Consider the following 21392-nt stretch of genomic DNA (forward strand, 5'->3'; position numbering starts at 1 on the left):
TTATCCATTTTACTAACCATTAAGAACATTAAGAATTTATCTTCCATGTTTCCAAGTTTCCATGGCTTTTTACTAAACCGCAAAGTTTTGCTAAAATCGTTTTCCTCTGCACTATATCTCCGGACTTCCGGACATCTGACCCCCGGACTTAATCCCATTTTACTAACCATTAAGAAATTGAGCACACTAAGAATTTATCTTCAGTATTTTGCGGGCCTCCGTGGCTTTTCACTAAGACGTAAAGTTTTGCTAAAATCGTTTTCCTCTGCACTATATTTCCGGACTTTCGGACATCTGACCCCGGACTTAATCCATTTTACTAACCATTAAGAAATTAAGCACATTAAGAATTTATCTTCCGTGTTTTCTGAGCCTCCGTGGCTTTTTACTAAAACACAAAATTTGGCTAAAATCGTTTTCCTCTGCTCTATATCTCCGGACTTCCGGACATCTGACCCCAGACTTTATCCATTTTACTAACCATTAGGACCATTAAGAATTTATCTTCCGTGTTTTCTGAGCCTCCGTGGCTTTTTACTAAAACGCAAAGTTTTGCTAAAATCGTTTTCCTCTGCTCTATATCTCCGGACTTCCGGACATCTGACCTCTGACTTTATTGATCATTTAAAATTGAATCTGGTGATTTTACTCCCCATTATCCCTATTACATTTTCCGTCACCCATCTCTAAAACAGCTTCAACTGCTCATTACCCGGTGGCTTTTCTTTACCGAAAACTGTTCTTCCGCCATATTTCCAGCTTTCGGCCCGTTCTTTTTGGATAACCTTTTCAAAATCCATATTAGGTACAAAATCTTTTTCCGCATTGCGGGCAATTTGATGCAACGATTTTATTGCCTGTTGTTTATCTGAGTTGCCTATTTTTGCCTTTTCTACCGCATTTCTTAAAACCTTTATCGTTTCATCGTACACATTTACAGGTACAGGGAATGGGTGTCCGTCTTTTCCGCCATTGGCGAAAGAGTAACGGGCAGGGTCAGAAAATCGTGAGGGTGTACCGTAAATCACTTCACTTACCAAAGCCATTGATTGTAACGTTCTCGGGCCCATGCCTTCCAGCAATAACAATTCTTCAAAATCACCTGGTTTCTTTTCCTGTGCAAGCCATAGAATACTGCCCAGGCGTTTTAAATCTATATCTTTCGATCTCACATCATGATGATTGGGCAACACCAGATTTTGTATTTCACCCAGCATACGCGCCGGCGATTCGGCTGTGATGCTCATCATGCTTTGCCGGGTTTTATCAGCATCATTTGAGGTTAGGTTTAAAATTTTACCCTGATTAATGCCACAAATGCCCGTATGTGGTTCTTCCACAAACGATTTTAAATTTTCAGAATGCCAGTGGTACCTTCTTGCTGTCGAGCTGCTATCGCTCATGCCTTGCTGTACCACCGCCCAGTCTCCATCGCTGCTTAGAATAAAATTATGAAGATATAACTGAAAACCATCCTGAATAGCCGTATTATCTACCTTGGCGCTCAGTTTACTAGCACGCACCAGTTCGGTACCATTTAAGCCCGTTTTATCTGCTATTCTTAACAGTTCATTTGGCGTTTCCCTGCTGTGTTTTCCTTTTCCTCCACAGATGTAAATGCCCAGTTCTTTTGATAGGGGATTGATGGATTTCTTTAAAGCGCCCATTACAGATGTGGTAATACCTGATGAATGCCAGTCCATACCCATTACGGCTCCTAAACTTTGAAACCAAAACGGGCTGCTTAAGCGGCGGATTACCTCAGCTTTTCCATATTCTGCAATAATAGCTTCTGTGATGGCCAGGCCAAGTGTGGCCATGCGTTTAGCCAGCCAAGGTGGTACATGGCCATAATGTAGGGGTAAATCTGCGTTTCCTGATCTTTTCAATACTAACAAATTTAGTAAAATGAATTTAATAAAACTAATTTTGAATGGGGAAACTAATGAAAGCTATAAAGAATCTTTTTAAAAAATTAATAGTATAAAGCTATACGAGCTTATATTTTCTTAATTGCTTTATATGGTTTAAGTTATAAAAAGGTGATTAACAATTATAACCGTATAGGATATATGAGATTCGTTTAAGCGCTCAGATATTAGCAATTTGCTATGGTTTTAAGATTCGTGATTAAGTTAGCAATGACGCAATAAAAAACGATTAGCAATATTTTTTGTTAATTTATAAACGTTATTAATCGTAATAATTCATTTTTATACATGCGGAAATTCTTACAACGCTTACTCAGTGCCTGGATCATTCGCATGTCGAATAAATTTGGCTCGAGACCCGACCGTAAACGTATTCACGATGCCTTAAGCAAACTTTACAAAACCATTAATCAGGAACCTGGCAAACGCGGTTTGATTTTTGAAATTACCGATGCAGATAAATTTATCGTTTTATCCGATCAGCATAAAGGTGCCCGTAATTATGCCGATGATTTCTCGCTGGCAGAAAAAAATTACCTGAAAGCGCTCGAATATTACAATCAGGATGATTTTCACTATATCAACTTGGGTGATAGTGAAGAACTGTGGGAAAATCTGCTTGAATCGGTAATTAAGCATAATAAAAATACTTTCGAGGCTGAAAAAGCTTTTATCGCTCAAAACCGCTTCACTAAAATATTCGGAAACCACGATTTGTATTGGGACAACGATCCTTTGGCTGGCTTTAACCTCAACAGGATTTACGGGAAAAAAATCCCAATTTATGAAGGCGCCATCCTTAGAATAAAAACAGGGGCGGGCCAGCTAGATATTTTCCTCACCCACGGACATCAGGGTGATTTGCAGAGCGATGGAAACTGGTTTAGCAAATGGTTTGTGAGCACAATCTGGGCACCTCTACAAGCCTATCTCCAAATTAATCCAAATACACCTGCTTACGATAATCAACTTAAAACCGCGCATAATGCCATGATGTACAGTTGGGTAGCTGAACAGGAAAATATGGCTTTAATTACCGGGCATACACACCAGCCGGTTTTCGCCTCTTTAACACATCTGGAAAGAATTTATGTGAAATTAAAACAAGCGAAAAAAACCAAAAATAAAGATGAGCTTGCTTTTTTAAATGAAGAACTGCACAAAAGGATCAAAGAAGAAGATAAGCCGCCGCGACTTGGCAAATACAAGCCCTGGTATTTTAACAGTGGCTGCTGTTGTTTTAGTGATGGCGATATTACCGGAATTGAGATCGAAAATGGTTTTATCCGTTTGATTAAATGGTCATACCATAAAAATGCAGTACCAGAAAGGGTACTGCTTGAAGAAATGAAATTAAGCGAATTATTCGAATCTATTTAATGGGCAGCGAAACAAAAAAAGTTGTCCCTAAGTCTTTCCCTTCACTTTCTACCCTTAATTTTCCTTTATGGATTTCTACCAGGGCATTTGCCGTGATCAAACCTAAACCATAAACATTTTCACGCCCGGTAGCTACTGCGCTCAATCGCGGGAATTTCAGGAAAATTTTATCCAGATCTTCAGTTTTTAAACCCACACCATGGTCTTTTATTGCAATTGTAATTTCATTTTCGGCTATTTGATGTGATATGATGATTTCTCCACCCTTAGGCGAAAATTTAATAGCATTATTAATCAGTTCGTTAAAAAGAATCTTAAGCTTATCAGGATCCCCAAATATTTTTAGCGGATTATCAATGTGGATAGAAATATTCTGAGCTTTTCGTTTTATACTTAAATCTAAATCGAGTTTTACATTTTCAAGCACTTCTTTCAGGTCAACCTCCGTTTTCTTAGGCTTAAAAGAGTTGGCTTCTTTGCGTGCAGTACTTAATATCCCGTTCAGGTTATCGATCATCCTTTTAGATTGTGCGTTGATTTTTCCCGCAATTACCGATGCCCTTTCATCAACGCCAGGGATCCTTCCCAGAAGTTCAGATTGCAACGAAATGGTAGTCATGGGGTTTTTAAGGTCGTGAATCAGTACATGCAAACGGTCATCATAAGCCCTGAATGTTTTCCTGATTGCAATTCTCGATTCAAGTTTTTCAACAACCATGGCAGCCATTAAATTAAGCATATTGAGCTGCTTTTCCATTGCCTTTTCAGGCGCATCTCCGGCTACGTAAATCTGGCCGATATCAAATCCATCAGGCGTTCTAATCGGCGCGCTGGCAAAAAAAGCAAATTGATCGGTCAGCGGTAAACCGATTTGCGATTTAACAAATACCTGATCATCTGCCTGAAAACTGATACCTGCATTAGAAACCTCAAAAATTGCTGCTGCCAGCTGCGTTAGCTGATCAAAAGCACTTTCGGCCGGTGTATCCAGGATATCATAATAGCTCAATTTTGCTAAACGCAAAGTTTCATTAGACTGAGGGTTGTTTTCTGCTTGATCGATCTGCATTAAGGCCTTTTTAATAGGATAAGAATGAAAAACTAAAGGTAAAGATTATGATAATAATGTAAACAATTAAGTCGTAAATTCCGTTAATATATTTTGCAGTAAACAGTGCGGAAAAACGTAAAATTACTACCAAAACAGCTTAAACGATGAGATTATACATAGAGCGTAAACCGGTTAAGGTTAATCCGGATACGAAAAGAGTTATTGCCCGTTTTTTTTTCAACGGAGAGGAGAGAGCATTAGAAGTAATTAGAAAGGTTTTAGAGTTTTCGGACGAGAAAGTGTTCTCGCTGATTTCTCCTATTTTGCAGGAGTATTCTAAAAGGCACCGGAACATCACCAAGATTTTAACCCGTCATTGCAAAAAGTTAAAAAAACAGTTTATTGCACTGGGTACCGAATTTGAAGATATAGATGAATATACCAGACTGCTTATTGGTGCCTATTTTACACACGAGTATTCAATAGAATCGGCAGCATTTTTTAACCCGAGCATTGTTGATGATCCTGATCAAACCGACCTGGTGGAAGGCGAAAAACGGGTAATTATCAGTTTCAGGGCTGTAGGTGAGGGGCACATTTCTTCAATTGTTTTCCGCCGTGCTTTGATCGATAAAAACAACAATATCCAGGTTTTACCTGTAGGGAATTATGTTGATGAGGCGGAAGTTGTAAAAAATGCCATCTATGTTAAAAAGCTTTTTCTCAAAAAGGCAGCTTATGCGCAGATAGATCCTTCGGTGCTGGAAGAAATAGAAGCAAAACTGGACGATAAATTTGAATATACCAGTTTGAGCAATATTATTAAAGATTCGAAAAGTTTGTATAAGGAAAATCCAACACGTTTGATCGAATACGATAAAGTTCTTTGGCTGTCGGATACTTACCATACCATCAGTTTTTCAAAAGATACCGACATTTCGGACCGGGTGATTTTTCCGATTTCTGAATTTGAACGTAAAGGGATTGAAGATGCCCGTTTTGTGAAATTTATTAAGGACGACGGTAAGATCTTATATTATGCAACTTATACCGCTTTTGATGGCTCTTTAATTATCCCTAAACTGGTACAAACTGAAGATTTTTACGAATTTAAGGTAATTCCGCTTTATGGAGATGGTGCGCAGAATAAAAATCTGGCTTTATTTCCGCGTAAAATTAAAGGTAAATATGTAATGATGAGCAGGATAGATGGCTGGAACAATTACCTGATGTTTTCGGATAAGGTGAATGTGTGGGAAAATCCAGTCCTTTTAAAACAACCGCGTTACGATTGGGAACTGGTACAGATTGGTAACTGTGGTTCGCCTATTGAAACGGATAAAGGCTGGATTGTAATTACCCACGGCGTTGGCCCGATGCGACGGTATTGCATTGGTGTAAGTTTGCTGGATCTGGATGACCCGAGTATAGAGATCGGTCATTTAAAAGAGCCTTTAATCATCCCGAATAACGATGAGCGTGAGGGTTATGTGCCCAATGTAGTTTATTCCTGCGGATCGATCATTAGCAATGGTGAACTGATTATTCCTTATGGATTATCAGATTACAGTTCTTCGTTTGCAACGGTAAATCTAGAGTTGCTATTGAATAAATTGCTGGAGAATAACGAGAAATAAATCATGATAATTTCTTGTTTCAGCGAGAGCAATGAATTTAAGTATATTTAAACCTCGCAGGTTTTATAAAATATTTCCAAGGTCTGTGTCCTCACAGACCTTTTTTTGTTATAATCAAAATTTCAGTCTTTTCCATAGTGTGTCTTCACAAACCATCTTTATTGTAATCAAAATTTCGTTCTGTGAGGACACAGCCCGAGGATAAGGGATATTAATCTATTTCCATGGTCTGTGTCCTCACAGACCATTTTTTGTTACAATCAAAATTTCAGTCTTTTCCATAGTGTGTCTTCACAAACCATCTTTATTATAATCAAAATTTCGTTCTATGAGGACACAGCCCGAGGACAAGGGTATTAATCTATTTCCATATCTTTGCCCTCACAGACCATTTTTTGTTACAATCAAATTTCAGTCTTTTCCATAGTGTGTGTCTTCACAAACCATCTTTATTGTAATCAAAATTTCGTTCTGTGAGGACACAGCCCGAGGACAAGGGATTATTAATCTATTTCCATGGTCTGTGTCCTCACAGACCATTTTGTTAGTTTTGGAGAGACCGATATAGTATAATCTAATATCCTAAGAACATGAAGCCCAGGTTAAATAAACCTGATAGAACGGAAAGCCCGGAGCGAAGCCATGAGTGAGGACTTGCAGTGATAGCAGGACTGTTGTAACCGAAGCGTACCAAACCCTGATTTTCAAAATTATAACGACTATTTAATGAAACGAAGTAATGCATTCTCGCACTTTAACCATCCAACTTCAACTCTAAAGTTTTTATTTATTAAAAAAGACTGATTCATTTCTGAACCAGCCTTTTATATTTCCAAGACAATTTGGTATTAATTGTATTTATCTGCTTCTACCAAGGGGGAAGACAGTGTTTCATACTCAGCTTCTGCGGCTTTCAGGATAGCCAGATGTGAAATAAAATAAGCCAGCGTACTTTCAGCCCCCTGATTTCTGTTTACACTGTTAAACTGTAAGCCATCGGCGCAACCATGTGTTTCAAAATCGTATAATGGAATGTGCAGGCTGTTTTTACCTAAAAACCACTGATAACTTGTATGCATTAAATTGAGGTATTGATCATCCTTAGTAATCTCGAAAGCTTTGGCGTAAAGTAAAACCATAGCCATGGTTTCTAAAGCCTGCTGATCGTAAACTGGATTTTTACCGTGTTTTTTCATCCAGCCTGCGTTTCCAACCGGATTAAGGTATCCGTTTTCGAAAGAGAAACTATTTAAAAATGCAATGCTTTCCATCGCAATTTTATATGATGTTGCATTTCCGGTAACCTCGTAATGGTGAAGTAATGCTAAAGGCAATATCGCGTTATCATAGGTAAGGATATCTTCAAACCAATGCCAGTCGCCATCTTTGTGCGCTTTATAAGACGCTACAAGTGAGCTGGCCAGCAGGTTAATTTCTTTAATAATCATTTCATCGCCGGGATGTGCACACAGGTAATAAGCCAGACCAATAATGGTGTTTGCTTTACCTCTGATGTATTTCAGGTTTTTAAAATGCGGAATAGAATGTGAAAATAATTCCCTTCCAAATTCTCGGTAAGAGTTATTAGGAGCACTGGACACCAAATATCCAAGAGACCAAATGGTACGCCCGAAAGAATCTTCAGAACCTACTTCGTCCAGGTAATTACGGTTGAAACTTAAAAAATTCCTGAAGTTTCCGTTATCTGTTTGCATGTACTGGATAAAACTCAGGTACACGGGCATAAATTTTAATGCTTTTGGGTTTTCGCCCTGCTCTGTAGCCATTAATGCCATAATCAAAGCCCTTGCATTATCATCTATACAATATCCTTCCTTTAAATTCGGAATGCCGAATCTTGCATGTTGTATAATGCCGGTATCATCGGTCAATAAAGAAATATGGTTCAGGTTTAAGGCCGGCATACTTTCTACATCGATAATAGGAGGAGTAATTCTTTCTGCTTTTTTTCCAGCGGTTACCGCCTCATTTAATACATTAAGATACACCGAACCAATGGCAGGCCAGCGCAGGTTTAAACCATATTCATAAGCATTTTGCTTAAGTTTTTGGTATTTATCCTGATCGCTTAAAAGTTCGTTTACAATGTTTGCCAGTTGCGCATCGTTTTTAAAATCGAACAGTTTTCCCCTGTTATCGGCTAAAAGTTCTTGTGCATGCCAGTAAGGGGTAGAAACTACTGCTGCACCGGCGCCAATGGCGTAAGATAAAGTACCACTGGTAATTTGCGCTTCATTTAAATAAGGCGTAATGTATAAAGTACAAGCGGTTAAATATTGGTGAAGTTCATTTTCGGAAACAAATTTGTTTACAAAAGCAATGTTATTTTCTACGCCTAACTCTTTGGCCAATGCCTTTAAGCTATCGCGGTATTCTTCGCCATTATGTTTAACCACACCAGGATGGGTATTGCCCAGAATCACATATAAAACGTCAGGGTGCTGGGCTACAATCTCGGGCAAAGCCTTAATTACAGTTTCTAAGCCTTTATTTCTGCTGATCAATCCAAAAGTAAACAGCACTTTACGACCTTTAAACAATTCGCTCTGTGCAATTTCGTTATTTGGTACCGGTTCTAAATCGGGTACGCCGTGTTCTATTAATTTAATCGATGTTTTTGGGATCTGATAAATGCTGGTTAAAAACATTACCGCTTTTTTGCTCATTACCACAATATTGGATGATTTTAAGGCAATCTCCTTAATAATGGTTTGCTGCATAAAACTCGGCTCTTTTAAAACTGTATGCAAAATGGTAATAAATGGCTTTTTTAACCTGTTGATTAACGATAACAGAAATACACCACTGTTACCGCCATAAATACCAAATTCATGCTCGATAATGCAGCTGTCTACATCACTGTTATTAATAAAATTAGCAGCTTCGATATAATCCTGTTGATTTTGCTGGCGGATAACGAATTTTACTTCATCAGGGTACTGATGTTCATTTACATCATCAGACTCATTTAATGCAACAACAAAACTGTTTTGTGGATTATAGGCAGGATTTAAACTTAATGCATTAACCAGGTTTTGGTTAAAAGTAGCCAAACCACATTCGCGTGGAGGGTAGGTAGATATATAGGCTATTTTCATATTTCAAATAGGGTTGATACTTAAATAACATCGTATAATCTAAATAGTTTGTGATTTCCTCAATTTATGCTTAATAAAAGCCAAAACAATCTCATTTAGGCTGTTGTTAGTAGGTAAACAATAACTACGATGAGATCAATATGGAAAGGTTCTATCGGGTTCGGTTTGGTAAACATCCCAATCAAGCTGTTTTCAGGTGTACAAAACAGTAACCTCGATTTAGACATGCTCGACGAACGCGATCATGCAAAAATTAAATTTTTAAGGGTAAATGAAAACACCCACAAGGAAGTACCTTACGAGAAAATAGTGAAAGGCTATTTTTTAAAGGACAAATATATTGTACTGGACAAACATGATTTTGAAGAAGCAGCTCCGGAAAAAACCAAAATTATTGAGCTCGAAAACTTTGTGGATCTGAAAGAAATTAATCCGGTTTATTACGAAACTTCTTATTATACCGAACCAGAGAAACAGGGTAAAAAAGCTTATGGTTTATTATTAAAAGCTTTAGAAAAATCGGGGAAAGCCGGTATTGCAAGATTTGTACTCCGAAATACCGAAAACCTTTGTGTAATCCATCCGATGGAAAACGTAATTGTGATTACCAAGATCAGGTTTGAACAGGAAATCAGAAGTTTATCAGAAATTAATAAAGTAGATGATATTACGATTACCAAAAAAGAGATGGATGTTGGTTTAGCCCTAATTAAACAATACAGCTCAAAATTCGACCTGAGTGCCTTTAAAGATGATTACAGCACCGAATTGTTAAAAATTATCAGGGCAAAAGCGAAAGGTAAGCGGGCTACAGTTAAAAAGATGAAACCTCAGAAAGCAACAAGTGATGACCTTTACGATCAGTTAATGCAGAGTTTAGGCTCAAAGAAAGGCGCTTAACAGTTAAAAGCAATTTTACCATATATAAAAAACGGCACAGATATAAAAAATCTGCGCCGTTTTGTTGTTTAAATTAAAATCTTACTTAAAAGCAGCTTTTAACTGGTCTGCAGCATAAGCTTGTGCAGCCTTAGCTTCCGGCACCAAAATAGCCATTCCAAAAAATTCGTGAGTTACCCCTTCATAATTTTTATTATCAACTTTTACGCCGGCAGCTTTCAGTTTATCAGCCAGCATTACACCGTCGTCATGTAAAGGATCAATTTCTGCAGTAATAATGGTTGTTGGTGGTAAACCTTTTAAATTGGCATTAACCAATGAAATTTTTGGGTTTTGCGCCTCAATCATTGTAGTTAAATATTTTTCTGTAAACCAGCCCATCATTGCTTTATTTAATGGTTTTGCTTTTTCGTACATTTTATACGATTCAGTATTCATATCAGATTGTGCAATCGGGTACACCAGAACTTCGTGTACAGGAATCATAATGTGTTTATCGCGTGCCATTATCGATACATTAGCTGCTAGATTTCCACCGGCACTTTCACCTACAACAGCAATTTTAGCTGGGTCGGCTTTTAAACTTACCGCATTTTTTACTGCCCACTCGTAAGCTGCAAATGCATCATTATGTGCTGTCGGGAATTTGTTTTCAGGTGCCAGGCGATAAGCTACCGAAACTACAACAGCGCCAACTTGTTCGGCCAGGCCTTGTGCAGAGGCATTATATACATCTAAATTGGCGATTACAAAACCACCACCATGGTAATAAACGATTAATGGATACGGGCCTTTTCCTTCTTTAGGCGTGTAAACACGCAAGTGGATCTTTCCGCCGCTTACATCAATATCTTTACCCATGGTATCAACCTTTGGTGTAGGGATGGTAATGTTGTTTTGTTTTACCAGGTCCATTACCGCATCTGTTGGCGTATGGTTTTTACGGGCATCGGTAGCACTTAAGGTTTCAATTGGTTTATCACCATAACTGGCCAGTTTTTCAATCACCGTTTGCATTTCCGGCTTTATGGTTTTACCCCATTCAGGTGCCGGTCCTGCAGGTTTTAAGCCCGCCGCTGCGGTAGAATCAATTATGGTCGAATCTGTTGTAGTTGTTGTTTTTGTGTTGCTCGTACACGCCGCTAGCGAAACTGCCATGCCGCATATTACTGCGCTAAGTTTTAATGTGTGGGTTTTCATAGGTTATTTTTTATGTTTTATTTGAATATGTTTCTATAACAGTATCAATCAAATAAGTGTTTTTACGGCCTTACAACTTTTTAGAATTTAACCAAATAGCAAACATCTTTACGAATTATCGTGTTCTTATTAGAAAATATAAATATGCTAACGGAAATAACAGGACTGCCAGATCATATTTTTGGCGTAAGGGCAACTGGAGAAGTAACCAGCGACGATATAAAAGATGTACTCATCACCGGTCTTAAGAGAACGGCACAGCGTTTTAAAGAAATCAGGTATCTACTTGTTTTAGAGACCGATGTAAAAAACTTTACTGCCGGCGCCTGGATACAGGACGCCAAAGCCGGGATTGAAAATTTTACCAAATGGAAAAAGATTGCCGTGGTAAGCGCCGAAAAAGGTGTAGAGTGGTTTACCGATATTTTTACGGTAGCTACGCCAGGAAAATCGAAAGGCTTTAAGCCCGAGGAACTGGAAGAAGCTAAAGCCTGGTTAAATACTGAAGATTAATATTATAAAAAAATAAACGATGAAAAATAATAAAACTGCCGAGGAAAGTAGCAAGGCTACTGCACCGAAAAATACTAAAGCCAAAGGTGCTGATGATAAAGTAACATCAGCTAAAGATGCCAAAAAAGTAAATGTAACCAAAGATGCTCCCGTAAAAAACAAGAAACCCTAAGAAAATAAATTCCCTTTTTTATGAAGATTGATGCCGGTAATATTGATCATTTTTATGATAAAGCCTATGATTGGATAATTGATAAAGGACCTTCTGTAATTTTAGGCATAGCCATACTTATTTTGGGCCTATGGTTAATTAAACTATTGGGTAAATGGATGCAGGGCGGTATGCACCGTAAGGATATAAATCCATCGCTCAGGCCTTTCCTCACCAGTTTAATGCTCATTACGCTGAGAATTTTACTGATCCTTACGGTGATGCAGATTATCGGGATCCAGTTAACTTTCTTAACCGTATTAATTGGCGGTATTGGTGTGGCTGCAGGCTTAGCTTTATCGGGTACATTACAAAATTTTGCGAGCGGAGTATTGATTTTACTTTTAAAGCCCTTTGTTGTGGGTGATAACATTATCGCCCAAAGTCAGGAGGGGACAGTAACCTCTATACAGATATTTTATACTATTGTTAAAACATTTGATAACAGAACGGTAGTGATCCCGAATAGCAAACTATCTAATGAGGTAATCATCAACATCAGCAGGGAAGGAAGCAGGCGCCTGGACATTGAAATGAAATTTAGTTATGGCATCGATTACGACCAGGTAGTAGCCATTTTTAATAAAACGGTTGATGAATTTAAAGATTGCTTAAAAACTCCTGAAAGAAGGATCGGTGTATCATCACTTGAAGACAGCGGTTTTAAAATCAGTTTAAATCTTTGGGTAAATGCACATGGCTTTACCGATACTAAGCTTTCATTTCTGGAGGTACTGATGAAAAACCTAAAACTTGGGGGAATAAAATTACCTGGTATGCCAGAATAATGATTACTTCCTCAATAGGGCATAAATCTTATCCATTAATTCATCGATGTTAAATGGTTTTGCCATAAAATCATCGGCAAGTACATCATCAACAGCATAATTACTTGCGTTGTAACGGGCAGAAATCATTAAAACTGGAATATGTTTTGTAGTAGCAGTATCTTTAAGTTCTTTTAAAAGTTCTCTGCCATCAGCGTCAGGAAGCATTATATCCATGATAATCACATCAGGATTAAGTTCATGTACATGGTTAATAAAGTCTGCTCCTTTATTTAATCCGGCAACGTTGAAAGCTTCGCTTTCTAAAATAAGGGTAATAACATCCAGGATTGCATGGTTATCTTCAATAACCAAAATATTCTTCTTCGCCAAGCTTAGGGTGATTGTTTAAATTTCAAACAAATATATAATAAAAAATAAATCCTAAAACCTAAATAAGTAAATTAGAGACATTCTAAAAACAGGCTTAATATTTGTTAATCCGTTAAATCTAATATTTTTGCAACATCAATACATCATATGACTAAATTTTCTGTAGACTTAACCAACTGTGATAAAGAACCTATTCATATACCTGGTAAAATTCAATCACATGGTTTTCTTATAGCAGTTGATAAGAGCGATTTCTCTATTACATATCTTAGTGAGAATACAGGAGATTTTTTAAAAGAACAGGCTAAAAACCTTTTAGATAAGCCACTTTCCATTTTAAACGATCTGATTAAACAGCAGGATCCGGAATTCGATTTGGAGGATCTGTTAAAGCTTGGCATGATACGTAAAAGTTTTGATGCCATTAGTCCCCATCCGATTGAAATTAATGGTAATCCTTTTTACTTAATTATTTCTTCATCTGATGGCAATTGGCTGCTTGAATTTGAGCCTGTTACTTTACAGTATGACATCCAAAGTTCCATAGGCCGCTCCGCCTCATCCATGCTTCAGGGCAAGAGTGTTTCTGCTTTATTGAGCAGTGCAGCACTGGAAGTTAAAAAACTGATCAATTATGATCGGATTATGATTTATAAGTTTCTGGATGATGGGCACGGAGAAGTTGTAGCCGAAGAAAAGGAAAATAATTTAGAACCATTTTTCGGTTTACATTACCCGGCGTCTGATATTCCGAAACAGGCAAGGGAACTTTATAAGCTAAATTTAACCAGATTAATTGCCGACGTAAATACCAGCGACTCGACTATTATAACCTTTAAAGAAGATCAACCACTCGATTTAACCAATGGCGCATTGCGTGCGGTATCACCCATACACATTCAGTATTTAAAAAATATGGGGGTGCATTCGAGTTTTAGTATATCATTAATTTCGCATGGTGAATTATGGGGTTTAATCGCCTGCCATAACTATAGCCCAAAATTTATCGATTATAAAGCCAGGGAAGGTTCTAAATTAATTGGCCAGATCCTTTCTTCAGCATTAGAGTACCGTCAGGAAGAAGAAGACGCTGCAGTAATAAAACAATTTAAAGATACCGCCAGTGTTTTATCTGAGCATTTAAACCGGGATAAATACCTGGTTGAGGCCATTTCCACACATAAAACCAATATTCTCGATGTAACCGAAGCTGCAGGTGTAGCCATTATCTTCGAAAACGAGCTTAAAACCATTGGTACGGTACCATCGGATGATGAAATACGCGAACTTGCAGATTGGCTAAAAAATACGAGTGACGAATCCATTTATTATACCCATCGTTTACCTGAGATTCATTCTCCCGCTAAGAAATACAAATCCATCGCCTCCGGGATTCTTTCCTGCACTTTAAACAAGGAGCTGGGCGAAATGATTATCTGGTTTAAACCCGAAATGATTACCAATGTAAACTGGGCAGGTAATCCCGAAAAACCTGCTACACCATCAGAAAACGGCCTTTTAAACCTATCTCCAAGAAAATCTTTCGAAATCTGGTCGCAGGTGGTGAATAACACTTCCGAAAAGTGGCTTGCCGAAGAAATTGCCTCAGTATTAAGAATCCGTGAAATTATCATCACCGATATCAATAAAAAAGCCAACGAAATCAGGCTGCTTAATGAAAAATTACAGGCTGCGTACGAGGAGCTCGATACTTTTAGTTACACCATTTCCCACGATTTAAGAACACCGCTAACCTCTATAAAAACCTATACCGAACTGTTGCTCAAAAATAAAAGCATTGATGAAGTTGGAAGGAAAATGTTAGACAGGATTTTGAACGGAGCAGATAAGATGAATTTTCTGATCAAAGAAATCCTGAATCTGGCCAGGGTAGGGCGTTCTGATGTTATTTTTGAAACAGTTAAGATGGATTCGTTGTTAACAGAAATTAAGAACGAAGTGCTGACGGCTTTTAAAGCAGACAATTCCGAACTGATTTTAGGGCAATTGCCAAATTTAAAAGGCGATAAAACAATGATAGCCCAGGTATTTACAAACCTGATCGGGAATGCGGTAAAATACTCTATGATGGCCGATAAGCCTAAAATAGAGGTTTCGGGTTATATTGATGGCGGAGAAATAATTTACGCTGTTAAGGATAACGGTATAGGAATTGATAACCGATATTACGACAGGGTGTTTGAGCTTTTCAAACGCATGGATAATGTTAAAGATATTGAGGGGACAGGAGTAGGCTTAGCTATTGTAAAAAGGGTTGTGGAAAAACACAATGGAAGGGTTTGGTTTGAAAGTAAGTTAAACGCAGGTTCTACTTTTTATGTAGCTTTTAAAAACAGATAAAATGAAAACGCCAGATATATTTTACGTGGAAGACGATATAGACTATGCATTTTTTATGCAAAGCGCTGTACAGGAAGTAAAAGATACACTTAATTTAACCATTGTTGAGGATGGGGCAGAAGCTTTACAGAAATTACAGGATTTTGCAGATACTAAAACAAAACCGAAACTGATTTTACTGGATTTAAACCTGCCGGGTTTATCTGGCCTTGATCTGTTAAAGTTTATCAGGGATATTCCTTACTTGAAAACGGTTCCCGTAATCTTATTTTCTACATCAGATAATCCGGATGATGTAAAGGCATCGATAGAATTTGGCGCGAACGCTTACCTGACCAAGCCTGATGGATATGAAAACCTGGTGAAGTGTGTGCATTCTGTACACGATTTTTGGTTTAACCAACATTTAAGGCTAAATTAGAATTTATAAAACATTTATAGGGAGATTCGGGTATTATTACCCGGATCTTTTCTTTTTAAGATCATTTTTAATTAAAATAATACCACGATATGATTGCCAATTTATTGAGGACAGAAACTGCAGAAAACCATAAAACACTAGAATCGTTAATGTTTGTAAATGAAATTATGAACAATTCGTTAAGCATCGATCAGTATAAAAAACTGTTGACGGTTAATTATATCATCCACCAGAAATCAGAAAATATATTGGCCAATATGCTCGATGCTGATATCGCTGCAGAGCTCGAAATGAATAGCAGGCTAAAACTTTCTGCATTAGAAAAAGACTTAAATTATTGGGGTATTGATAGTTTAACATTGCCTGGTTTAAATTTTGAACTCTATCTTCCGCAAAAAAATACTGCCGAAGTTTTAGGCGCTTTATACGTGCTTGAAGGTGCAACATTAGGTGGAAACGTGATTAAAAGGCATATTTTGGCCAATCCTAACTTTAAAGATCATGAAGCCGGTTTAAATTATTACGGTGTATATGGCGAAGAGTTGAGCACAAAATGGAAAAAATTCGTTTCAGTATTAAATGAACGCGTTCCGGAAGTAGATTATGAGCGTTGCATCAACAGCGCCAACCAAACCTTTAATAACCTGATCAACTTATCAAAACAACTCAGTTAGCCTCTACGATTTTGATCTTCAAAATGTAAAAAATGGGCCTGTAATAGTTTCAGGGCATTTTTTTTGATTGTGAAAATGTGCAAAACTTATTGTAAATAAATATTTGCTTTCTGTTGTTAATTCAAGGTAAATATGTATTATTGAAAAAAATAAATTTTTTAAACCTTAAAAACATCAATTAGCGATGGAAAAATTCTCAAAAGTTAAAGCTGCTCTTGCTGCTGTTGAAGCAGATGTAGAAAAATTTTATAATGCTGGCAATGCAGCTGCTGGTACTCGTGTGCGTAAAGCAATGCAGGATCTTAAAGTTTTAGCACAAGAAATCCGTGCAGAAGTAACTGAAAAGAAAAACTCTGGAAAATAATATTTCGCGGGTAGAAACAAAAAGGGTTCTGGTATGCCGGGGCCCTTTTTGCGTTTGCTGATAGTAGCTTGCGGGGGTCGGATGGGTATGTTTCCTGTCAGACCCCCGTAAGTCTTTTATAAAATCCTAAAAAAGATAAAGCTCCCCATCGCGGAGAGCTCTTATCCAACTAACAAAACATATTTTTTTAATCCAAACCTCTGAAATCTGATCGTTAGATCATACATCCGGTTTCAGAAGTCTTTCGATGATTATCCCTTTTTAACCAGTTTATATTCGATTACCGGTTTGCCACGCGTGCCACCATCATTAGAAATAAAGCTGTTAAACTTAAGTTTGTATATATTTCCAGATGCATCTTTCACAAGAAAGAATATGTCTGATTTAACACCTATTGGTGTTGTAATGCCATTAGTTGTTACCGGTTGTGTAAGGCGCCAGTTTGCACCAATTACATCTCTTGAAGAGGAGAAAGTAACAGATGATAAGTCCGATTCAGTAAATGCCGCATAAGATTTTTTACTGGTAGAAAATGCTGAAGCAGTAGTTCCGCCCAGGCTGTTAATAAAAACCAGATCAGAAAATGCATATGGAAAAGTGCTGGTCCAGTACATGCTGTAACACCAAACAATATCCCAGCTTGCCTTTGCCGGCTCAGCAGTTACAGCTGCTCCTTTAACTAAAGATGCAAACTGGAAATTGGCTTCAGTATTTTTAGTAATATCTAATGTTTTAAAAGTAGTTTCGGTTAATTTAGCATATTGTAGTGTGTAGCCATTACCTTTTCTGATCACCCTGATTTTGTAAAGTTCATCATTGGCTAATACATTAGCTGATCCGCCTTTTCTGTTAACGATATACACTTTATTTTCAGCATCTGTTGCCGAGATTGTAGCAATAGCAGTTTTATTTAAAATATTTGCTTCTCTGCCATCATCAACTATGCTGAAATTACCTGATCCTTGCCCAACTTTTAATACACTAGAATCAAAGCCTGTAGCAGTTACGGCATTTAAATCTGTTTTATCCGTCACCACAGCTGAAGCGCCGTTGGTTGAATTCAAAATAACTTTAAAATCTGTTCCACTGTAAAATCCTAAATCCCAGCTGTCTCTTTCAATAGCAGTTTGTTTATCAGTACTAAAATCTACATAAACACTATTGCCAGCTGCACTTCCAAGTTCTGCACCAATTAAACCATTAAGTGTTAAAGTGTTTCCGTCTGATGGTGGAACGACCACAATAGGTTCATCCGTATTTTTTTTACAAGCAGTAAAGCTTAGCGCCAAAAGTGCGATAGCGATTGTTGAGTTAAATTTGTTCATGTTTTTATTATAATTATGTTGTTTAATATTAGAGTTTACTCCAGTTGTAAGTTAAGCCCAGTACGTAAGAACGGCCATAGCTATATGGTACAGATGCGCCACCTGTACTATGGGCACCACCGGTAGCAGTTGAGCTGTTGCTTAATTGCGTAACATTAAATAAGTTTTTAACCCCTGCGTTAATGGTTAAAGAGCTGAACAAGATTTTATTCAGCATTAAATCAGCAAAGCTGAAACCCGAAATCGTCGTTTCTTTATACAGCTCTGGTGTACTGCTTTTTTGAAAACCTGGCTTTTTGCCTGTATATTTAAAGAACACACTAACATTTGCATCGATTTTAGGAAATCCATAGGTTAAATTCGCCGTAATTTCAGGAGACCATAATATTTTTGTGCCCGCAAAGTCTTGAGCTTCCGAATAATCGTGGTAGGTGCCTATGTAGGATACGCCAATATTAGCTTGTAAAGATTTGAAATTCAATGTGTTATCCAGCGTTCCTCCAGTCGTTTTAAAGTTTTCAATATTAAGTAATGTGGTAACAGTCGGATTGGCAGGATCAAAATCAAAAATGATCCTGTTTTTGAATTTGTTGTAAAATCCGGCAAGTGTTGATTTAAAACTGAGGTCTTCTGATGATATCCCTGCCCAGGCAATCGAGGCATTGAAACTATCAGATTTCTCTGCCTTTAAATTTGGGTTTCCATAAATGGTGTGACTTGCATCTACAAAATCGTAATATAATTCTCTAAGGGCTGGAGATCTGAATCCTTTTGCATAAGCCAGTCGAAGATCCAGTTGATCATTTAGTTTAAACTTTGTATTTAATGAAGGAATTACCGGGGGCGCATTGTAAACCGAATTTTTGATAAACCTGAACCCGGGTCGGATATTGATTCCATCGCCAAACTTAAGTTCTGATGAAATGAAAGCAGCATAGTCACTGATTACCGGTGAACCACTTATTCTTTGTCCGCTGGCTGCATCCCGATTGTATTCAACACCTGGCTGAAATGATACCATTTTATTCAATTTATAAACAGCTGTTGCCCTAAAAATGGCTGAATTAAACCTGGCAACATCCTGTTCTCCTGCACCAAGTGATAATTCTTCGGTATTATTGGTAAAGTCATGAATAACTGTTCTGGTGGCCCTGTCGAGATTGGTAAAACCTGCAATAGCTGATAACTGTAGTGTATTGCTGATTTTGTATTCAGATTGAAGCTGTTGTGTGTACCGGTGTGTGGTATAAGTTTGCAATAATCCCTTATATGTATTAGGGTTTAATCCGTTACGGACATCAATATCCTCTTTTAAGCCATCTAAACGGTACCAGATGTTGAAATTATGATTGCTGTATCCGATTTTAGTATTCGCCAAAAACTGTTCTTTCGGTTTCCAGCGATTAGGTACGGCGCTCACTTCCTGAATGGTAGCTGTTTTACTTGCTAAATTCCAGCCACCAAATTCATTGTGCGTAAAACCTGCCAATATGTTCCAGTTATTGTTTTTCCAGTTGGCACTGATATTCTGTATATGATTTCCCTTACCGGATAAAGCCTCGTATTCATTACCTGCAGATTCTTCCTGAACCCTTGCAGATAGGTTTAATAAAGATTTACCAGCACCACGCTTGGTTATGATATTGATTACTCCCGCCAGTGCATCTGTACCGTATATTACAGACATTGGCCCTTCAACAATCTCGATACGGTCGATGGTATTGATATCGATCTGGTTTAAACTTTCCCTGGCATCCGACCGGTCTGCCATAGGTACACCATCAAGCAAAATTTTGATGTTTCTGCCGGTCATTCCCATCAAAGAAACATCGGTGGTTCCTAGAGTTAAATCATTACTAAAGCGAAAACCCAGTTCGGTGTTTAAAACCTGCTGTACATTGGTAGCAGCCCTCAATTTAATCCGTTCGGCCGTAATGGTTCTGATATTATAAACAGAGTTCCTCAAAGTTTGTGGCCCGTACTGCCCGGTAACAACAACATCTTTTAAATCATTTGCCTTAGTGGTATCAACTTTAATTTCTTGAGCCACAGTAACAAATCCGCAAAGCGATAAGGCAATTGATAAATATATCTTCATTTATTTAGACTAATTATAAATAATTGTGCAAATTTGTGCATAATCACAAAAAACAGATAACGTTAAACGGATAATTAATACCGCTAAACGGATTAAATCATGATGGAATTTAAACGCTCAGTAAATGGAAATACCATTTATAACAACACTTATCCCGATAATTTTGAAGGCAGTAATATTGTTGATGAATTTTTAGTTGACTATAAAAATGACAATGCAAGCATCGAGATAAAAGAGAAATGGTTTAAGTGGATCCACATGAGTTTAATTAAAATTGAAACTGATTTGCAGCAAGATTTTCTTTTCGAATCTTCCCGTCCGCTTGTCGGTTTTTTATTTTGCTTAAGTGGTGTAATTGGCTATAATTTCAATACTCAACAGGATAATTTCTCCTCAATTAACAAAAACGAGCAAAACATTAATTTAGGTTGTATTGATAAAATCGCATTCAGGGCAACAGAGCAAACTAAATTGCTTTACATACAATTTACCGAAAGTTATTTTAGAAAGGCTGCAGCAACCGAACCCCTTTCACTTCAATCACAACGGTTTCAACAGCCCGTTAAACCTGAAACCAGTTTAATTTTACAGCACATTATTAATTGCAAACATGAGGAAAAAGCTAAACGTTTATTTTTAGAAGCCAGGATTTTAGATTTAATGATTATTTACCTGAACCAGAATCAGGAGCAGCAAAGCATTACTTTTAAACAGGAAGATATCAATAAAATTATGCTGGCAAAGCAACTGGTAGAGCACGATCTCCAAAGGCCAAACTCACTGATTGAACTTTCGCGTAAAGCCGGCATTAACGATTATAAGCTTAAGAAAGGCTTTAAAGAATTAACAGGGCATACCGTATTTGGTTACCTGTATAAAATCAGGATGGAAAAAGCACACTACTTCCTGTCGAAAGAAAAAAAGAGTGTAAATGAAGTTGCTTTTTTAGTAGGTTACAAAAATGCCCAGCATTTTATTGCAGCTTTTAAAAAGAAATACCACATTTTGCCGGGCAGTTTAAATAAGAACTAAAACTCAGCGCAAACG

The 21392-nt window shown here is 37.5% G+C and carries 18 protein-coding genes; 11 read left to right on the top strand and 7 right to left on the bottom strand.

Annotated elements, in window-relative coordinates; all coding sequences use genetic code 11:
• Window positions 1-686 precede the first annotated feature (686 nt).
• Window positions 687-1889, bottom strand: a complete 1203-nt coding sequence (locus tag ACTJKC_RS19095) for a DUF763 domain-containing protein (protein ID WP_440794404.1) — start codon at window positions 1887-1889, stop codon at window positions 687-689.
• 330 nt (window positions 1890-2219) lie between these two features.
• Between ACTJKC_RS19095 and ACTJKC_RS19100 the strand changes: the two genes are divergently transcribed.
• The gene (locus tag ACTJKC_RS19100; RefSeq protein ID WP_440794406.1) at window positions 2220-3311 is read left to right on the top strand and encodes a metallophosphoesterase; all 1092 of its coding nucleotides are present in this window, start codon (window positions 2220-2222) and stop codon (window positions 3309-3311) included.
• On the opposite strand, the gene ACTJKC_RS19105 is transcribed toward ACTJKC_RS19100, so the two are convergent.
• Window positions 3304-4380, bottom strand: a complete 1077-nt coding sequence (locus ACTJKC_RS19105; protein WP_440794408.1) for a sensor histidine kinase — start codon at window positions 4378-4380, stop codon at window positions 3304-3306. The two genes, ACTJKC_RS19100 and ACTJKC_RS19105, sit on opposite strands and share 8 nt — an antisense overlap.
• Before the next feature lie 146 nt (window positions 4381-4526).
• Between ACTJKC_RS19105 and ACTJKC_RS19110 the strand changes: the two genes are divergently transcribed.
• Window positions 4527-5999, top strand: coding sequence for a glycoside hydrolase family 130 protein (locus tag ACTJKC_RS19110; protein ID WP_440794410.1), 1473 nt, complete (start codon window positions 4527-4529; stop codon window positions 5997-5999).
• 848 nt (window positions 6000-6847) lie between these two features.
• Here the strand turns inward: ACTJKC_RS19110 and ACTJKC_RS19115 are convergent.
• Window positions 6848-9118 carry a glycosyltransferase gene (locus ACTJKC_RS19115; protein WP_440794412.1) on the bottom strand — a complete coding sequence of 757 codons (2271 nt, stop codon included), beginning with the start codon at window positions 9116-9118 and terminating at the stop codon, window positions 6848-6850.
• 129 nt (window positions 9119-9247) lie between these two features.
• On the opposite strand from ACTJKC_RS19115, the gene ku reads away from it, so the two are divergent.
• Window positions 9248-10018, top strand: a complete 771-nt coding sequence (ku, locus tag ACTJKC_RS19120) for a non-homologous end joining protein Ku (RefSeq protein WP_344853777.1) — start codon at window positions 9248-9250, stop codon at window positions 10016-10018.
• 81 nt (window positions 10019-10099) lie between these two features.
• On the opposite strand, the gene ACTJKC_RS19125 is transcribed toward ku, so the two are convergent.
• Window positions 10100-11218 carry an alpha/beta hydrolase gene (locus ACTJKC_RS19125; protein ID WP_440794415.1) on the bottom strand — a complete coding sequence of 373 codons (1119 nt, stop codon included), beginning with the start codon at window positions 11216-11218 and terminating at the stop codon, window positions 10100-10102.
• A gap of 144 nt (window positions 11219-11362) precedes the next feature.
• Here ACTJKC_RS19125 and ACTJKC_RS19130 point away from each other — a divergent pair, with 144 nt between their 5' ends.
• From ACTJKC_RS19130 to ACTJKC_RS19140, 3 genes are read left to right on the top strand one after another with little or no spacing between them, the layout of a single operon-like run.
• Window positions 11363-11731 (top strand): STAS/SEC14 domain-containing protein, encoded by a 369-nt coding sequence (locus tag ACTJKC_RS19130; RefSeq protein WP_440794417.1) that lies wholly within the window; start codon window positions 11363-11365, stop codon window positions 11729-11731.
• Window positions 11732-11750: 19 nt separating this feature from the next.
• Window positions 11751-11903 carry a hypothetical protein gene (locus ACTJKC_RS19135; protein ID WP_440794419.1) on the top strand — a complete coding sequence of 51 codons (153 nt, stop codon included), beginning with the start codon at window positions 11751-11753 and terminating at the stop codon, window positions 11901-11903.
• Window positions 11904-11923: 20 nt separating this feature from the next.
• Window positions 11924-12730 carry a mechanosensitive ion channel family protein gene (locus tag ACTJKC_RS19140; RefSeq protein WP_440794421.1) on the top strand — a complete coding sequence of 269 codons (807 nt, stop codon included), beginning with the start codon at window positions 11924-11926 and terminating at the stop codon, window positions 12728-12730.
• A gap of 3 nt (window positions 12731-12733) precedes the next feature.
• Here the strand turns inward: ACTJKC_RS19140 and ACTJKC_RS19145 are convergent, their stop codons facing one another.
• Window positions 12734-13102, bottom strand: a complete 369-nt coding sequence (locus ACTJKC_RS19145; RefSeq protein WP_344853773.1) for a response regulator transcription factor — start codon at window positions 13100-13102, stop codon at window positions 12734-12736.
• Window positions 13103-13249: 147 nt separating this feature from the next.
• Here ACTJKC_RS19145 and ACTJKC_RS19150 point away from each other — a divergent pair, with 147 nt between their 5' ends.
• From ACTJKC_RS19150 to ACTJKC_RS19165, 4 genes are all read left to right on the top strand, one after another.
• Complete coding sequence (locus ACTJKC_RS19150) at window positions 13250-15463, top strand: ATP-binding protein (RefSeq protein WP_440794423.1); 2214 nt, start codon at window positions 13250-13252, stop codon at window positions 15461-15463.
• Window position 15464: 1 nt separating this feature from the next.
• Entirely contained in the window at window positions 15465-15884 is a 420-nt protein-coding gene (locus ACTJKC_RS19155; protein WP_440794424.1) for a response regulator, read from the top strand.
• A gap of 89 nt (window positions 15885-15973) precedes the next feature.
• A complete protein-coding gene (locus tag ACTJKC_RS19160; protein ID WP_440794426.1) occupies window positions 15974-16558 on the top strand; it encodes a biliverdin-producing heme oxygenase in 585 nt (194 codons plus the stop codon).
• Between the two features lie 184 nt (window positions 16559-16742).
• Window positions 16743-16922 carry a histone H1 gene (locus tag ACTJKC_RS19165; protein WP_344853769.1) on the top strand — a complete coding sequence of 60 codons (180 nt, stop codon included), beginning with the start codon at window positions 16743-16745 and terminating at the stop codon, window positions 16920-16922.
• 251 nt (window positions 16923-17173) lie between these two features.
• Here ACTJKC_RS19165 and ACTJKC_RS19170 read toward each other — a convergent pair whose 3' ends face one another.
• Together ACTJKC_RS19170 and ACTJKC_RS19175 are read right to left on the bottom strand one after the other, a co-directional pair.
• Window positions 17174-18247 carry an HmuY family protein gene (locus tag ACTJKC_RS19170; RefSeq protein ID WP_440794428.1) on the bottom strand — a complete coding sequence of 358 codons (1074 nt, stop codon included), beginning with the start codon at window positions 18245-18247 and terminating at the stop codon, window positions 17174-17176.
• A gap of 28 nt (window positions 18248-18275) precedes the next feature.
• Entirely contained in the window at window positions 18276-20345 is a 2070-nt protein-coding gene (locus ACTJKC_RS19175) for a TonB-dependent receptor plug domain-containing protein (protein ID WP_440794430.1), read from the bottom strand.
• 99 nt (window positions 20346-20444) lie between these two features.
• Between ACTJKC_RS19175 and ACTJKC_RS19180 the strand changes: the two genes are divergently transcribed.
• Entirely contained in the window at window positions 20445-21377 is a 933-nt protein-coding gene (locus tag ACTJKC_RS19180; protein WP_440794432.1) for a helix-turn-helix transcriptional regulator, read from the top strand.
• Window positions 21378-21392: the final 15 nt, after the last annotated feature.

Source organism: Pedobacter sp. 22226 (assembly GCF_052045455.1).
GTDB lineage: Bacteria > Bacteroidota > Bacteroidia > Sphingobacteriales > Sphingobacteriaceae > Pedobacter > Pedobacter jeongneungensis.

Excerpts from the sequence above, each read along its gene's own strand:
- ACTJKC_RS19100 (WP_440794406.1), top strand. The coding sequence starts at position 2,220 with ATGCGGAAATTCTTACAACGCTTACTCAGTGCCTGGATCATTCGCATG.
- ACTJKC_RS19105 (WP_440794408.1), bottom strand. The coding sequence starts at position 4,380 with ATGCAGATCGATCAAGCAGAAAACAACCCTCAGTCTAATGAAACTTTG.
- ACTJKC_RS19110 (WP_440794410.1), top strand. The coding sequence starts at position 4,527 with ATGAGATTATACATAGAGCGTAAACCGGTTAAGGTTAATCCGGATACG.
- ACTJKC_RS19115 (WP_440794412.1), bottom strand. The coding sequence starts at position 9,118 with ATGAAAATAGCCTATATATCTACCTACCCTCCACGCGAATGTGGTTTG.
- ku (WP_344853777.1), top strand. The coding sequence starts at position 9,248 with ATGAGATCAATATGGAAAGGTTCTATCGGGTTCGGTTTGGTAAACATC.
- ACTJKC_RS19125 (WP_440794415.1), bottom strand. The coding sequence starts at position 11,218 with ATGAAAACCCACACATTAAAACTTAGCGCAGTAATATGCGGCATGGCA.
- ACTJKC_RS19130 (WP_440794417.1), top strand. The coding sequence starts at position 11,363 with ATGCTAACGGAAATAACAGGACTGCCAGATCATATTTTTGGCGTAAGG.
- ACTJKC_RS19135 (WP_440794419.1), top strand. The coding sequence starts at position 11,751 with ATGAAAAATAATAAAACTGCCGAGGAAAGTAGCAAGGCTACTGCACCG.
- ACTJKC_RS19140 (WP_440794421.1), top strand. The coding sequence starts at position 11,924 with ATGAAGATTGATGCCGGTAATATTGATCATTTTTATGATAAAGCCTAT.
- ACTJKC_RS19150 (WP_440794423.1), top strand. The coding sequence starts at position 13,250 with ATGACTAAATTTTCTGTAGACTTAACCAACTGTGATAAAGAACCTATT.
- ACTJKC_RS19155 (WP_440794424.1), top strand. The coding sequence starts at position 15,465 with ATGAAAACGCCAGATATATTTTACGTGGAAGACGATATAGACTATGCA.
- ACTJKC_RS19160 (WP_440794426.1), top strand. The coding sequence starts at position 15,974 with ATGATTGCCAATTTATTGAGGACAGAAACTGCAGAAAACCATAAAACA.
- ACTJKC_RS19165 (WP_344853769.1), top strand. The coding sequence starts at position 16,743 with ATGGAAAAATTCTCAAAAGTTAAAGCTGCTCTTGCTGCTGTTGAAGCA.
- ACTJKC_RS19170 (WP_440794428.1), bottom strand. The coding sequence starts at position 18,247 with ATGAACAAATTTAACTCAACAATCGCTATCGCACTTTTGGCGCTAAGC.
- ACTJKC_RS19175 (WP_440794430.1), bottom strand. The coding sequence starts at position 20,345 with ATGAAGATATATTTATCAATTGCCTTATCGCTTTGCGGATTTGTTACT.
- ACTJKC_RS19180 (WP_440794432.1), top strand. The coding sequence starts at position 20,445 with ATGATGGAATTTAAACGCTCAGTAAATGGAAATACCATTTATAACAAC.